Here is a 15,218-nt window from a genome sequence, read left to right as displayed (position 1 = left end):
ATTAGTGAAAAGATTTATTTTTTTTGAAAAAAGAACTTACTGACGAGTAGTTATCTTTAAAATCTTTAATAAATTCTTTAAGGTGTACCTTAGCTTCATTTCTGTCTTTTTCATCAGTTGCAAATACAAGCCCAATGCTTAATAATGAGAAAGATAAAATAGCTAAAGGAATTAATATAACTATTTGAATAATAAGATATACTAAAAATGATAATATGGTCAGTGTAATTCTAGAAATGAAAAATAATACTTTAAATAAAGTTTTATCTTTTTTGTTGTGAAAAATTTCCTCAGGCATAACAAGAAAAACATAAAAACGTCCTTTACCTAATTCAGAATAGTTTTCTAAAACTTCACCTTTTAAAGGAGAACTAACATCAATTTTAGCCAATAATTTATATGCATTTTTAATCTTGGGATATTCACTGTTGAAAATATTTGATTTTCTAAAATAATCAACAAGTTCTTGAGCGTATTCTAGTTTTACTTCCTCAATAATTCCAGGAGGAATAGTATTTAAAAGATCGATATAAGATTCATAAGTTACTTCAGGATGTTTTTCAAAGAGTTTCCTAGGAGGACAAACAGAAATTTTTTCTGTTAATATTTTTGTTTGTTGTTCTATGAATTGATGACTTTCTAATAATATTTCATCATTAAAAAGATTATTGTTTTTTAACGCTGTAGTAATTATTTCAAAAGACTTATTTCTGTATTTTTTCTTTAAAAGAGGTATAAAATAAGTTTTTAAATATGGATGTAGAAAATCAGAGAAATCTTGGAGTTTATTACTGTATTCTTCTTGAAATTTAAAAGTATCTATATTATCTGCTTTACCAGAAGTAATGAACGTTTTAAATAACGGATGCTTTTCTATGAAAGTAATAAAATTTCTATCTTTTTCATTTTTAAGTTGATTTAATAATAAAGTAACATTATCTATATTATAGCTGTTATCTTGATTTTGAAGTCTTAATACTTTTAAACGTTTCTCCAAACGAATAATATTCTTCTTATCAATTTGTTCTAAATCCTCTAAAGAGATATCCAAAATGTCAATTGGAGAGATATACATAGAAAAAGGCAATTTTTTTATTTACTATCAAAAATAAAGAAATTTCATTTTTATACTGTAGTAAAAATCAATCTTTATACTTTTACTTTATGAAAGTTGATTATATCGTTGTTGGTTTAGGATTAGCAGGTTTAGCTTTTTGCGAAGAATTAGTTCAGGCAAATAAAAGCTTTGTTGTTTTTGAAGATAATTCTCAAAATTCTTCAAGTGTGGCAAGTGGTACATACAATCCTGTTATTTTAAAACGTTTTACACCTGTTTGGAACGGACATCAACAATTAGAATTAGCACTACCTTTTTATGAAAAAGTTTCAGAAAAATTAGGTGAAGAGTTCGATACTAGATTTTCAACCAAAAAAGTATTTAATTCTGTAGGAGATGAAAATAATTGGTTTATTGCTTCAGATAAACCAATGTTAGCTCGATATATGAATCCAGAAATATCTAAAACTAAAATTAAAGGAGTAATTGGAGATTTTGGTTTTGGAGAATTATTAGGAACAGGAAGAATAGCAACCAAAGATTTAATTACGAAGTACAGAACTTATTTAAAAGAAGAAAATAAATTACAAACTGTTTCTTTTCATTATGATGATTTAAATGTTGAAAATGAAAAAGTTTCCTACCATGAAATAGAAGCTTCTAAAGTTGTTTTTTGTGAAGGTTTTGGATTAAAAAAGAATCCTTATTTCAATCATTTACCTCTAAATGGAACAAAAGGAGAAATTATAACCATTCATGCTCCAGAATTAAATATAGATTTTCTTTTAAAATCTTCTGTTTTTGTATTGCCTTTAGGAAATGATATTTATAAAGTTGGGGCAACCTTTAATTGGACTGATAAAACCTTAAATCCTACAGAAGAAGGAAAACAAGAATTAGTAGACAAATTAGAAAAAACAATTTCAGTTCCGTATGAAATTATAGATCAAACAGCAGGAATTCGTCCTACAGTTAAAGATCGTAGACCTTTAGTCGGAGTGAACGAAAAGTATCAAAATTTGGCTGTTTTAAATGGTTTAGGAACAAGAGGTGTAATGATTGCTCCAACAGTCGCTAAGAATCTATTTCACCATTTAGAAAATGGTGAGCAGTTAGATCCAGAAATTGATATAAAAAGATTTACGAATTAGTTTCTTTTATTGCTTTATCTGCGTATTCTTTATTGTAATGCACAAACAAATTAATCCAAATAATTCGAGATAATCTTAAAGTTAATGGAGTTAATAGAAATGAAATTACAACCACAGCGATAAAGCTTGTTAAAATAGTTTGTTGTAAAAACACTTTCGAAATAATAAAAATAGCAACGAATAAAGCTACAGCTAAAGCATAATTTACATACATAGCACCAAAAAAGAAAGATGGTTCCATCATGTATTTTAAATTACAGTGCGAGCAATTGTCGTGAATTGTAGTTACTTTATTAATATTAAACGATGCTTTGTGTTTAAAAAAGTCACCTTTTTGGCATCTTGGACATTTATTATTTAAAATGCTATTTAATTTAGATCCTCTACCTAGCATATTGTAGTAATTTTGAGATGCTGTACGAGTACAGTTTTGTAAGTTTGTACAAATTTCCGAAAAATAAATAGGACTTAATAGACATTCGAATAAAATATGTCTATTCTGAAATTATAATCACTAATATAAATGTTAAACGTACATAATTTAACCGTCTCTTTTATGGGAACAGATTTGTTCTCTGGTATTACTTTTAAATTAATAAAAGGAGATCGAGTAGGACTTATCGGTAAAAATGGAGCAGGAAAATCTACTTTATTAAAAGTATTAGCAAAAGATATAGAAAGTAGCGGCGGTACATTAGCTTTTGATAAAGATATAAGTATTGGTTTTTTACGTCAGGATATCGATTTTGTTCAAGGAAGAACGATTTTAGAAGAAGCATATCAAGCTTTTGAAGAAATCAAAGAAATAGAAGGTAAATTAGAAGGAATTAATCAGCAATTAGCAGAACGTACAGATTACGAAAGTGAAAGTTATAACCAGCTAATTATCGATTTAAACGAGCTTACCGAACGTTACGAACTTATTGGAGGTTACAATTATCAAGGAGACACAGAAAAAATTCTTCAAGGTTTAGGATTTCAAAGAGAAGATTTCGATAAACTCACAGATACCTTTTCTGGAGGTTGGAGAATGCGTATTGAATTAGCTAAACTTTTATTACAGAATAACGATATTTTATTGTTAGATGAGCCAACAAACCACCTAGATATAGAATCGATCATTTGGTTAGAGGATTTCTTAAAAAGCTATGCAGGAGTAATAGTAACTGTATCTCACGATAAAATGTTTTTAGATAATGTTACAAACAGAACTATTGAAATTTCATTAGGACAGATTTACGATTACAAGAAAGCATATTCTAAATATTTAGAACAAAGAGCAGATATTAAAGAAAAACAATTACAAGCTCAGAAAAATCAAGAGAAAGAAATTAAGAGAACAGAGCAGCTCATAGAAAAATTTAGAGCAAAAGCTAGTAAAGCATCTATGGCGCAATCTTTGATAAAAAAATTAGATAAAGTTGAGCGTATAGAAGTTGATCAAGATGAAAATGCAGTGATGAATGTTCGTTTTGAAGTTTCTAAAGAGCCAGGTAAAATTGTTGTAGAAGCTGAAGATGTTAGTAAAAGTTATGGCGACAAGCATGTACTTTCTGATGTGAATTTAATGATTGAAAGAAATGCTAAAGTTGCTTTTGTAGGGCAAAATGGACAAGGGAAATCTACTTTAGCAAAAATGATTGTAGGTGAAATTCCTTTTGAAGGAAGTTTAAAATTAGGTCATAATGTTGAAGTTGGATATTTTGCTCAGAATCAATCTGAATATTTACCTCCAGAAAAAACAGTTTTAGAAATTGTTGAAGAAGCAGCTAACGATACCAATAGAATAAAAGTTAGAGACATGCTAGGAGCTTTTCTATTCGGAGGAGAAGCAGTAGATAAAAAAGCAAAAGTATTATCTGGAGGAGAAAGAAACCGATTAGCATTATGTAGGTTGTTAATGACGCCATTTAATGTTTTAATAATGGATGAGCCAACAAACCACTTAGATATTGCTTCTAAAAACGTTCTTAAGAAAGCATTGAAAAACTTTAAAGGAACTTTAATTTTAGTATCGCACGATCGTGATTTTCTTCAAGGTTTAGCAACGAACGTTTATGGTTTCAAGGATAAAGAAATTAAAAAATATCTAGGAGGAATTGATTATTTCTTAGAACAACATAAAATGGAAAGCTTACGTGAAGCCGAAAAGAAAACAGTTGTAAAAGAAGAAAAATCAACAAGTAAAAAAGAAGCATATAAATTATCAAAAGAAGAAGAGAAAGAGCTAAGAAAGCTGAAAAATAGATCTTCTAAAGTAGAAAATTTAATAGCTGATTTAGAAGCTGAAATTGAAGCAATAGATTTAGAGTTAGCTCAGAATTATGATGAAGTTTCTGCAAGGCCAAATTTCTTTGAAGAATATAAAGCAAAGAAAAATAAACTAGATGATTTAATGATAGAATGGGAAGAAGTTGAAGAGAAGATATCTGATTTTTAAACTAAATTAAATAAATAGAACTATGAGAAAGATCATTTTAATTTTATTGTTATGCACATTTGCTGTTAGTGCACAGGAAGGAGATAATTTTAAAAAATTAATGGAAGTCGGAATAGCGAATCACGACAAAGGTAAATATAAAGAAGCTATTGAGTTTTATGAAAAAGCATTGGAACTTCAACCCAAATCTGAATTAGCGCTTTATGAGATTTCACTTTCATATTTTAGTTTAAAAGATTATAAAAACACTGTAAAGTATTGTAATAAAATTTTAAAGAAAGGAAAGAAACATCTTTTACCAGCTTACATTAATAAAGGAAATGCTTTAGATATGATGGGTAAAAGTAAAAAATCGATAAAGGTTTTTGAAGAAGCAATTGAAAAACTAGGAGATCATTATTTATTACATTTCAATTTAGCTATTAATCATTTAAAAATGAATGAAACTGATAAGGCAGAAGTACATTTTAAAGAAGCTGTGCAGAATAACCCTTTTCATGGTTCAAGCCATTTTTATTTAGCAAAAATTAACCACTTCAATCAAAAAAGAATTCCTACGTTATTAGCTAGTTATTATTTTTTATTAGTTGAACCAGAAACAATAAGAGCTGGTGAGATTTACGATATTTTAAAAGAAAATTTAAAAAGTGGTGTTAAAAAAAGCGATAACGGAAAAGATGTAACAATTAACTTAAATCCGAATTCAGATTCAGAATTTAGTGCTATTGAGTTAATGATTTCTATGATGGAAGCTTCTAAAAATTTAGAAGAAAACAAAAGTAAAAGTGAAAGCGAGTTATTTGTAGAAAATACCGAAAGTTTATTTAAAATGTTAGGTGAGTTTGCCAACAAAGAGAATAAAGAAAGTGTTTGGTGGAATTTTTATGTTCCAATGTTTAGTAAGATTGGTAATAGTGAGCATATAGAAACTTATTGTAAGTTTATTACTCAATTAGATACAAAATCTAAAATTTGGTTAGATAATAACGAAGATAAAATGAAATCATTTATCGACTGGCTAGAAAAAGAGTTTGAATAATATGTTCGACAAAGAATTTATAACTGAAAATCAACAAGTATTTCTTGAAGAATTAAAAAATACAGGGGTTGAATTATGGATGAAAAGAGAAGATAAAATCCATAAGTATGTGTCAGGAAATAAATTCAGAAAATTGAAATATAACATTTTAGAAGCTAAGCGTTTGCAAAAGAAAACTATTGTAACTTTTGGAGGCGCTTATTCTAATCATATTGTAGCTACAGCAGTTGGAGGTAATTTAAGTAATATTAAAACTATAGGGATTATTAGGGGGCAAGAGTTAGCTGACAATCTCAATAAAGTATTAAAAGAGAATAAAACCTTACATGTAGCTTATACTAACGGAATGCAATTCGAGTTTATTACTAGAGAAGCTTACAGAAATAAAAACGATGCAAGTTTTATAGATAACTTAAAAGAAAAGTATGGTGATTTTTATTTAGTTCCTGAAGGAGGAACTAACAGTATGGCAGTGAAAGGTTGTGAAGAAATATTGTCAACTGAAGATCAAAAATTCGACTATATTTGTACAGCTGTTGGTACAGGAGGAACAATTGCAGGTTTGATAAATGCAGCAAACGAAAATCAAAAGATAATAGGATTCCCGGCTTTAAAAGGTGATTTTTTAAAAAACGAAATTGTTAAGTTTACAGAAAGTAACCGTTGGAGTTTAAATACTGATTATCATTTTGGAGGATATGGTAAATTCAATAAAGAATTAATAAATTTTATTAATAAATTCAATTCAGAAACTGGAATTCTTCTAGATCCTATTTATACAGGAAAAATGCTCTACGGAATTGTAAATATGATTTTGAATAAAAAGTTTGAAAAAGGAAGTAGAATTTTAGCAATTCATACAGGAGGTTTACAAGGAATTGATGGATTTAATAAGAAACTACAAAAGAAAAATATAGATTTAATAAAGGTGTAAATGAAGTTGAGATTTTTTTTACTGTGTATAACAATATTAGTATTGTCAAGTTGTGGATCTAAAAAACAAATAGTTAATAGAACACCACAAAAACCAGTTGTAGTAGATGATCATGAAATTGAATCTAAAGCAGATATTCCTACTGTTAAACCTAAAAAGAAAAAGAAAAAATCTTACGAGAGCATAGTTAAAACAACTCAAGATTATGTAGAAAAATTTGCACCTATTGCTGTAAGAGAAATGCATAAATATAAAATTCCAGCAAGTATTACTTTAGCTCAAGGGATTTTAGAATCTGGAAGTGGAAGAAGTAACTTAGCAATACGTTCAAATAATCACTTTGGAATTAAATGTCACCGAGGATGGAAAGGAAAAAGTGTAACTCACGATGATGATAGAATAGCAGAATGTTTTAGAAAATATGTACATCCAGAAAGATCTTATGAAGATCATTCTAAATTTTTAACATCAAGAAAACGCTATGCAAAATTATTCAGATTAAGAACCACAGATTATAAAGGATGGGCATATGGATTGAAAAGAGCTGGTTATGCAACGGATAAAAAGTATCCTCAGAAATTGATTGCATTAATTAAAAAGTACGATCTAACAAAATATGATAGAGAAAAGTACAAACCTACTAAACCTGTTACAAAGAAAGTAGATACGACTGTAGTCGTTCAAGATGATACCAATACTCGATTTTTTTATAAAGTGATAAAAGGAGATACTTTATATTCTATTGCTAGAAAGTTTAAAACATCTGTAAAGTCTTTAAAAGAATTAAATGGCTTAAAAGGAAACACATTAAGTATTGGACAAGAATTAATTTTAAAGAAATAAAAAAAGAGTAACATTTGTTACTCTTTATACGTCACTTTTTCCCCTCATTTATTTGATTTCAAATTTCACATATATGCTAGATGAAATCTTAATATTTTGAAATTGAATATTTCCTTGTTTCATTTTTACATCTCTAGATATTAGCTTGTTTTGTTTGTATGCAACATTCGCAAATGAAAAATTATTAATTTGTTGATTTCCTACATCTCTTACAATTAAAGATTTCCCAGTGTTTTCACCAATAGCATTTAATAAATAATCGGCTTTATCTTTAGCAGCTTTTATAGCCGAAATACGAACTTCTTTTCTAATCTTTTCAATTTTATCATGAGAAGCTTTAGTTATTCTTGCGTTTTTTATTTTTAAACGATCGAATATTTCAAAAAGATCTTTTAGTATACTAGCGTCATTAATTTTTAACTCGTAATCAGCAGTAGCCAATATTTCTTTATTCCACCATCCTGTTTTTACAAGTTTTGAGTTTAAATTGGAAATCGATAAATTTTCCTCTGGAATTCCACAAGATTGTAATCCTTTTTTTAATTCAGTTTCAATTTCTTGAATAGTAATTTTCTTTCCTTTCTCAATGCGTTCTTCAACTGGTACATCTAAATAAATTTCATTAGGAATTACTTCTTTTTCAGCAACTCCAGTAACTTCAATAAAAGGTTTAACTTCATTATTGGATTGAGAAAAACTAATAGATGAAACTAAAATTGAGACAATAAATAATATTCTTTTCATAACTCATTAATTCTGTAGCCAAAATTAGAAGCAACATTTTTCGAAAAAAAATGAATATGAGTAAAATGTCGTTTTTGTTTAGTGAATGGTTTTATAAACTGAGTAAAGCTTACTTTTTAGGTTGTTTTAAGTATAAAATGCAACTTACCTGATTTTTTTTATTGATTTTTTGGTGATAAGTTTACATACTATTTATTAAGATGAATTGAAAGTGAAATTAAAATATTATATAGCATTTATCATATTAACCTTAAGTACCTTGAAAGTAAAATCTCAGGGACCAGTATTGGATAAAGGAGGCGGATTTGAATTAAGAGTAAGGATTTTCGATACTGAGAATAATGAATACATAAGAAATGCTCAAGTTAGTATAAATGCATTTACGACTTCTATAAGCGATATTAATGGGTATTACCGTTTAAAAGCTAGAATTAATGATGAATTGGTTGTCAGACATCCAGATTTTGAAACCGTTCGAAAAACTATAGATGTAAAAGATGATATTACTATAGAGGTTAGAGATAATCCTCGTTATTCAAAGAGAGGTAAAACAAAATCGAGTTCTCGAAAATTTATAAAAAGAAAAGCAATATCAAAGGATTACAAGCAGATCATGGATTCTGCACTGTATTATAAAGAGAAAAACTTAGATAGAAGTATTTCTTTCATCGAAGAAGCTTTAGAAGCAAATGAATCTAAAAAGAGAAATGCGAACACCTATAAAGTTTTAGGTGATATTTATTTCTTTTGGAAGCAATACGACATTGCAATTAGTAATTATAAAATATCATTACAAATTTTTGATAAAGAGGAGACTAGATTACAATTAGCAAAAACACAGTTTTTAGCGAAGAAGTATGAAGACAGTGAAATATCATATAAATTGCTAGAAAATGAAAACTTAAGTAATTACGATAAAATTCAGGTTTTAGAAGGATTGGGAGATGCGCTAGCTAAACAGAATAAAGATAAAGAAGCTAAAAAGTATTTTGAAAGAGCTTTAAAATTAGCTAAAGATAAGTCTATAGACAATGAAACATTAGATCTTAATACTAAGTTAGCTAACATTTATGCGAAGCAAGGAAACTTAAGAGAAGCTAATACTATAACATTAAATACGCTTAGAGAAGCTTCTGAATTACCTAAAGAGCCTGCATTAAAAGTTCAACAGGAAGTTGCAGATTTTTATAATGAAACAAGGCAGTATGATAATGAAATCAAATTAAGAAAAGAACTTTTAAAAAGTGTAGATAAAGCTAAAATTAAAAATGAAGTAGATAATTTAGATAATAAGTCATTTTCTATTCCTACAGATGATAAAACTGAAACAAATACAGATTCATTAACTTCACAAAAACTGAACTATAAAATTGGAAATGCTTACGTGCAAAAAGAGAACTATACCGAAGCAATCGAGTATTTAGAAAAGAGTGTTGAAGAAGCTGGAGAGAAAGAAGATTTAGAAGTTCAAAAACATGCGACTAGAAAATTATCAGAAGTATATGCAACAGTTGGTCAACATGTAAAAGCAATTCAAACATATAGAAACTATGTAGATATTGTTGATTCATTATACATCAGAAAAGAACAAGAAATTTATCAAGCAAAAAGGTTAACAAAGAAAATTTCAGATTATCAAAGTCGTATTAAAGTCCTAGAGAGAAATAATGAACTTTCAGATAGTAAAGTAAGTTTAGCTATTAAAGAAGAACAATTAACTAAAGCAAAAAGTAAAACACAATTAATTGTAATTTATTCCTTAGTGGGAAGTTTGGTTTTAATGACTTTATTAACTTTTTACAAGCATAGAGCAAATCAAAAACAACAATTAGCTAATAACTTGTTGGCTTTAAAGTCTATGCGTTCACAAATGAATCCGCATTTTATATTTAATGCTTTAAATTCTGTAAATAGTTTTATAGCAGTAAATGATGAGAGAAATGCGAACAGATATTTATCAGAGTTTTCAGCTTTAATGCGTTCCGTATTAGAGAATTCTGATGAAGATTTTATTCCTTTTACAAAGGAAATAGAATTATTAGAGCTTTATGTAAAATTAGAACACAATCGATTTAGAGATAAATTCGATTATACAATAAATGTTGATGAGGGCATAAACTTAGATGAATTTAAAATTCCTCCAATGTTATTACAACCTTATATAGAAAATGCAATTTGGCATGGTTTACGTTATAAAAAAGAAAAAGGAAATTTAACTATAGCAATTAAAAAGAAAGATTATAATTCAGTTACCATTGTTATTGAAGATGACGGAATAGGAAGGAAAAGATCCTTGGAAATGAAGACGAAAAATCAACTAAAACAAAAATCTAAAGGAATGAGTACAATTAAAAATAGAATAGCTATTTTAAATGATATGTACCAAGATAAAGTAGATGTAATTATAACAGATCTTTTAGAAGACGGAAGTGGAACCAAAGTAGAACTAACCCTAAAAAAATAAGTTATGAAATTAAAAACTATTATTGTTGAAGATGAGCAAATCAGTAGAGAAATTCTTAAGAATTATGTAAAAAAATATTGCCCAAGTATCGAATTAATGGGAGAGGCGAGTAATATTGAAGAAGCTTATGAATTGATTCAGCAACATGAACTAGATCTTGTTTTTTTAGATGTTGAAATGCCTTTTGGTAATGGTTTTGATTTGTTAGAGAAGGTAGAAGATAAAACTTTCGAAACTATTTTTGTAACTGCTTACGACCATTATGCAATTGAAGCATTAAATAACCAAGCAACGTATTATTTATTAAAACCAATTTCTATAGATGAATTAATAAAATCTGTGAATTTAGTATTAGAAATCAAAGAAAAAGAAAATCAATTACAGAATAAAGTTTTAACTCCAAGTAGAACAATAAAAGGAAAAATTACCATTCCACTTCAAGATGGTTTTGAAGTAATTAATGTAGAAGATATTATTTTTTGTAAAGCAGATGATAATTATACAGAAATTCATTTTTCTAACTCTAAGAAAATAGTAAGTAAAACTTTAAAACATTTTGAAGAAGTTTTAAAAGAGTATCCTTTCGCTAGAATTCATAAATCTTATATGGTAAACATAAATCATATCACAAAGTATAAAAAAGGAAAAGGAGGAAGTGTAGAATTAATCAACGGAAAAGAAGTGTTAGTTTCTGCTTCTAAGAAAGGAAACTTATTGGCGTATTTTAAATGATTAAAATAAGTACCTTATTTATTTTATTAATGGCTTTTTTTTGTGAGTCACAAGAGCTAGATTCATTAAAAATTTTAACAGGAAAAGATTGGAAAATCTCTCATTGGTTTGAAAATGACTCCATTTGTTTTTTACCTAAGGAAAAACCGGATACTAATTTTAGAGGGTTAAGTGAAGCTAAAATTTTAAAAAAGAAGAAAAAGAATTTATTTGGAGAAAAAATAAGATTCAGAAAGAATGGAACAATTTTATATAGAAATAACGTATTTTGTCCTGTTGGTGAATCTAAAAAAAGAGCTCATAGTTATAAATTAGATATAAATTTAATAACAATTGATTTTGAAACTACTAAGTGGCCATGGAGAGAGAATAAAGTTGTTAGAGAAAAGAAAACGTTTAGAATAGTAGAGTGGAATAATAATAAGCTTAAGATTATAAAATGCCAATAATAAAATCTGTAAGAGGTAAAGAACCTCAAATACCAAAAGATTGTTTTACAGCCGAAAACGCAACTATTGTAGGAGAAGTAACAATGGGAGAACAATGTAGTGTATGGTTTAATGCTGTAATTAGAGGAGATGTTCACTTTATAAAAATGGGAAATAAAGTGAATGTTCAAGACGGAGCAGTAATTCACGCAACATATGAAAAATCTCCGACAACAATTGGAAATAATGTATCTATAGGACATAATGCGATTGTACATGGTTGTACAATTCATGATAATGTTTTAGTCGGTATGGGAAGTATTATTATGGATGATTGTGTAATAGAAAGTAACACTATTATTGCAGCCGGAGCAGTAGTTACTAAAAATACCCACGTAAAAAGTGGAAGTATTTACGCTGGCGTTCCTGCAAAAAAAGTAAAAGATATTTCTCCGGAATTAACTTCTGGTGAAGTAGATAGAATCGCTAACAACTATGTGAAATATGCAAGTTGGTTTAAAGAATAGAAATAACCAATAGAAAATAATAAATTCTGCATTGTACTTTTTCTTATATTACAGAAGATAATCAATAAACAATTAAATAACAGCAATGGGAATTTTTAAAAAGCTATTCGGAAAGAAAAACGAAAAAGAAAAAGTAGTTCTAGAAAGAGAAGATCAACCAGATGTTCATTACATAGCAGATGAAGATGATAGAATGAATTGGGCAATGGAAAAAGCAAGATTAACACTTCATTATTTTAAATCTTCCATAGCAGCACCAAGAGAAGATCAATTATATTTTTCAGTAAAAGCTAAAATCGAAGAGAATGGTATTATCGAACATATTTGGTTAGGTGAACCTAGTTACGATGATGATGGAAATATTTACGGTGTTGTAGGAAATGAACCTGCCGATATTTCTAATGTTTCTTTAGGGCAAAAAATTGGTGTTGCTGAAAATGAAGTTTCAGATTGGATGATTATTGAGAATGCTCGTTTAATCGGTGGTTATACAATTAGAGCAATTCGTGATGGACTTTCAGAAGAGGAACTTCCTGAGTTTGATCAAAGTTTAGGAATGATTATAGACGAAGGGGAAGATCATTTCCCCGTAGATTTTAACACTCCTGAAGGAGCCATTTTATCTATTGAAGAAGCTTATAATGAAAATAATTTGTCTAAAGCTTTAATTTGTAAGAACTTTAGAAAAGAAGCTGAGTTTATGTTAGGTAATATGACAAATCTTCCAATGGATGACGAAATTTTAGATAAAACAGCAGAAGTCATAGAATTGTCTTTTGTACAGCATATGCAAGAAAACGGAATGCCAGATTTTAATAATGTTAAAAGAGCATTTAGAAGAGAGTTTAAATCAGAAGATCATTGTTTAGTAACTGAGTATTGTACTTTTCCTGATGGCAGAAGAACCTTAGATAAAGTAAATACATATCGAGAAAATGGTGAGTGGAAAGTTTTAAACGGAGAAAGCTAGAAAAACAAACCCCAATTCAGTAATGAATTGGGGTTTTACTAAAAACCAATTATCAAACTACTATGCTCTTTCAGGAGCATTCATTTGCTCTTCATGTCTTTTTCTTTTTTTCATCTTCATTTTTCTCTTCATTTTATGAGCTCGTCTACCATTCATCTTTTCAAATTGCTCATATTGCTTACTGTTTAAGATTTCTTTCATTGAATTTTTAAAAGCAATTTTTCTATCTAAATGTGCCATTTGTCTTTCATAACGCTCTTCTTTGCTTAGTTTTTTAGCTTCTTTTCTTTTAGCCTTATGATTTTTTTTAAACTCTGTACGTTTTGCAATTTGTTCAGCTAATAGAGGTCGGATTTTATTTTGTTGACGTTCAGATAAGTCTAATCGTAACGTCATTTTTTTAAGTGTTAATTCTGTTTTTTGTTCAACAGAAAAATCATCACCTCTTCTTTTTTTCTTTTGTGCGAAACTAGTTAAGACAAAACCAAAAACTAGTGCGATTGCTACTACTTTCTTCATACTTTTTTAATATATTTATTTATACTTCTAAGACTTAGCATTTCTAAAAAGGTTTAATTACAGAGTAAAAAAACTTTATATGTATATTAGTCATCCTTTATAAAAACAATATGAGTAAACCTATTTTTAAAAGATTATTTTCTGTTTTACTAAAAACTTTAGCTGTATTCTTAGTGTTATTTGTCTCTTTTTACTTCTGGGGCTCAAGTGCTTCTTTACCTAAAGAAGATTACGAAAAACTACTAACAAATACTTTAGAGACGAAATATGAAAGTGATTCAATACATAGTATCATAACATATAATATTGGGTATTTAAGCGGAATGACAAACAATAAACCAATAGCTAAAACGAAAGAATTTTTCACTAAAAATTTAAATAAAGCTAAACTAGAGTTTGAAAGATTGAATCCAGATATTATAGCTTTTCAAGAAATTGATTATAATTCAGGTCGTTCATTTAGAGTAAATCAAGAAGAAGAGATCGCCAAATTAGGTTATAATCATATTGCTAGAGCTGTAAATTGGGATAAAAAATATGTGCCTTTTCCATACGGTTTACCAAATGTAAATTTCGGTAAAGTAGTTTCTGGTCAGTCGATTTTAAGTAAGTACAGTTTGAGTGATTATTCTAGAATTGTGTTGGAAAGAGTTAAGGATAATCCTTTTTACAGAGATGCTTTTTATTTAGATAGATTAGTACAGGTTACAAAAGTGAATATAAAAGGAAAAGAAGTAATCCTTTTGAATGTTCATTTGGAAGCTTTTGATAAAAATACACGTATAAAACATGTGAAAAAGGTAGTAGAGTTATTTAATACATATGCTAAGAATTATCCAACTATTTTAGTGGGTGATTTTAATAGCGATCCTGCTTTTAAAGACGCAGCAATCCTAGAGATTTTTAATATTCCAAATATTGGAAATGCTACTTTTTCAAAAGAAAAATATGATTTTACTTATGATAGTGATAAACCTCATAAAAGATTAGATTATATTTTTTATACTTCGAATAATATAGTTCCTGTTGAGGCTAGAGTTTTAAAGGAGTTCGGACAAGTTTCAGATCATCTTCCATTGTTGATGAAATTCAAACTAAAATAATTTTTTTGTAAAAAAGTATCGAAAAATTTGGATTTTAAGTTTTTATGATTGAATATTTGCAAACGTAAAGTTCAAACACTTATCGATAATGTTATCAAGAAAGGTGGAGGGAATAGACCCTGTGAAACCTTAGCAACCCTTTGCTCAGTCAAAGAAGGTGCTAAATTCTACCCAAAAAATATCGGGATAGATAACAAAATAGACTTTCTATTAACTTAACGAAACGTCTTATTTTTTCTTAATAACATTTTTCTATATGCGGCATCG

General features: G+C 28.2%; 15 protein-coding genes and 1 riboswitch. Of the genes, 11 read left to right on the top strand and 4 right to left on the bottom strand.

All coding sequences use genetic code 11. The annotated features are described in order from the left end of the window. Position 1: 1 nt before the first annotated feature. A complete protein-coding gene (locus Q1A46_RS03420; RefSeq protein ID WP_299673969.1) occupies positions 2-1,075 on the bottom strand; it encodes a hypothetical protein in 1,074 nt (357 codons plus the stop codon). An 89-nt stretch (positions 1,076-1,164) separates the two neighbouring features. Between Q1A46_RS03420 and Q1A46_RS03415 the strand changes: the two genes are divergently transcribed. Then, positions 1,165-2,208 (top strand): FAD-binding oxidoreductase, encoded by a 1,044-nt coding sequence (locus tag Q1A46_RS03415; RefSeq protein WP_299673967.1) that lies wholly within the window; start codon positions 1,165-1,167, stop codon positions 2,206-2,208. Here the strand turns inward: Q1A46_RS03415 and Q1A46_RS03410 are convergent. After that, positions 2,198-2,602 (bottom strand): DUF983 domain-containing protein, encoded by a 405-nt coding sequence (locus tag Q1A46_RS03410; protein WP_299673965.1) that lies wholly within the window; start codon positions 2,600-2,602, stop codon positions 2,198-2,200. The genes Q1A46_RS03415 and Q1A46_RS03410 overlap by 11 nt on opposite strands. Positions 2,603-2,731: 129 nt before the next feature. Here Q1A46_RS03410 and Q1A46_RS03405 point away from each other — a divergent pair, with 129 nt between their 5' ends. Genes Q1A46_RS03405 through Q1A46_RS03390 form a run of 4 tightly spaced genes read left to right on the top strand, consistent with a single transcriptional unit; the run spans position 2,732 to position 7,464 of the window. Then, complete coding sequence (locus Q1A46_RS03405; protein ID WP_299673963.1) at positions 2,732-4,648, top strand: ABC-F family ATP-binding cassette domain-containing protein; 1,917 nt, start codon at positions 2,732-2,734, stop codon at positions 4,646-4,648. A gap of 22 nt (positions 4,649-4,670) precedes the next feature. Continuing rightward, positions 4,671-5,687, top strand: coding sequence for a tetratricopeptide repeat protein (locus Q1A46_RS03400; protein WP_299673961.1), 1,017 nt, complete (start codon positions 4,671-4,673; stop codon positions 5,685-5,687). 1 nt (position 5,688) lies between these two features. After that, entirely contained in the window at positions 5,689-6,621 is a 933-nt protein-coding gene (locus tag Q1A46_RS03395; RefSeq protein ID WP_299673959.1) for a 1-aminocyclopropane-1-carboxylate deaminase/D-cysteine desulfhydrase, read from the top strand. After that, positions 6,622-7,464 (top strand): glucosaminidase domain-containing protein, encoded by an 843-nt coding sequence (locus tag Q1A46_RS03390; RefSeq protein WP_299673957.1) that lies wholly within the window; start codon positions 6,622-6,624, stop codon positions 7,462-7,464. 48 nt (positions 7,465-7,512) lie between these two features. Here Q1A46_RS03390 and Q1A46_RS03385 read toward each other — a convergent pair whose 3' ends face one another. Then, the gene (locus Q1A46_RS03385) at positions 7,513-8,208 is read right to left on the bottom strand and encodes an SIMPL domain-containing protein (protein WP_299673955.1); all 696 of its coding nucleotides are present in this window, start codon (positions 8,206-8,208) and stop codon (positions 7,513-7,515) included. A gap of 259 nt (positions 8,209-8,467) precedes the next feature. On the opposite strand from Q1A46_RS03385, the gene Q1A46_RS03380 reads away from it, so the two are divergent. The 5 genes from Q1A46_RS03380 to Q1A46_RS03360 all read left to right on the top strand — a co-directional run bounded on the left by Q1A46_RS03380 (position 8,468) and on the right by Q1A46_RS03360 (position 13,329). Then, a complete protein-coding gene (locus Q1A46_RS03380) occupies positions 8,468-10,672 on the top strand; it encodes a histidine kinase (RefSeq protein ID WP_299673953.1) in 2,205 nt (734 codons plus the stop codon). Positions 10,673-10,675: 3 nt separating this feature from the next. Continuing rightward, positions 10,676-11,404, top strand: a complete 729-nt coding sequence (locus Q1A46_RS03375; RefSeq protein WP_299673951.1) for a LytTR family DNA-binding domain-containing protein — start codon at positions 10,676-10,678, stop codon at positions 11,402-11,404. Next, positions 11,401-11,853, top strand: coding sequence for a hypothetical protein (locus Q1A46_RS03370; RefSeq protein WP_299673949.1), 453 nt, complete (start codon positions 11,401-11,403; stop codon positions 11,851-11,853). The genes Q1A46_RS03375 and Q1A46_RS03370 overlap by 4 nt, the downstream gene beginning before the upstream one ends. Continuing rightward, positions 11,844-12,359: a gamma carbonic anhydrase family protein gene (locus tag Q1A46_RS03365; protein WP_299673947.1), complete on the top strand. Its 516-nt coding sequence runs from the start codon at positions 11,844-11,846 to the stop codon at positions 12,357-12,359. The genes Q1A46_RS03370 and Q1A46_RS03365 overlap by 10 nt, the downstream gene beginning before the upstream one ends. An 85-nt stretch (positions 12,360-12,444) precedes the next feature. Then, the gene (locus Q1A46_RS03360; protein WP_299673945.1) at positions 12,445-13,329 is read left to right on the top strand and encodes a YegJ family protein; all 885 of its coding nucleotides are present in this window, start codon (positions 12,445-12,447) and stop codon (positions 13,327-13,329) included. 60 nt (positions 13,330-13,389) lie between these two features. On the opposite strand, the gene Q1A46_RS03355 is transcribed toward Q1A46_RS03360, so the two are convergent. Further along, complete coding sequence (locus Q1A46_RS03355; RefSeq protein ID WP_299673943.1) at positions 13,390-13,848, bottom strand: hypothetical protein; 459 nt, start codon at positions 13,846-13,848, stop codon at positions 13,390-13,392. Positions 13,849-13,958: 110 nt separating this feature from the next. On the opposite strand from Q1A46_RS03355, the gene Q1A46_RS03350 reads away from it, so the two are divergent. Next, complete coding sequence (locus Q1A46_RS03350; RefSeq protein ID WP_299673941.1) at positions 13,959-14,951, top strand: endonuclease/exonuclease/phosphatase family protein; 993 nt, start codon at positions 13,959-13,961, stop codon at positions 14,949-14,951. Between the two features lie 88 nt (positions 14,952-15,039). Continuing rightward, positions 15,040-15,148: riboswitch (SAM riboswitch) on the top strand. Positions 15,149-15,218: the final 70 nt, after the last annotated feature.

The sequence above is a fragment of the uncultured Tenacibaculum sp. genome (genome assembly GCF_947502995.1).
Classification (GTDB): Bacteria; Bacteroidota; Bacteroidia; order Flavobacteriales; family Flavobacteriaceae; genus Polaribacter.
Note: the sequence above shows the minus strand (reverse complement) of the source record. Positions and strands in the feature narration are given on the sequence as shown.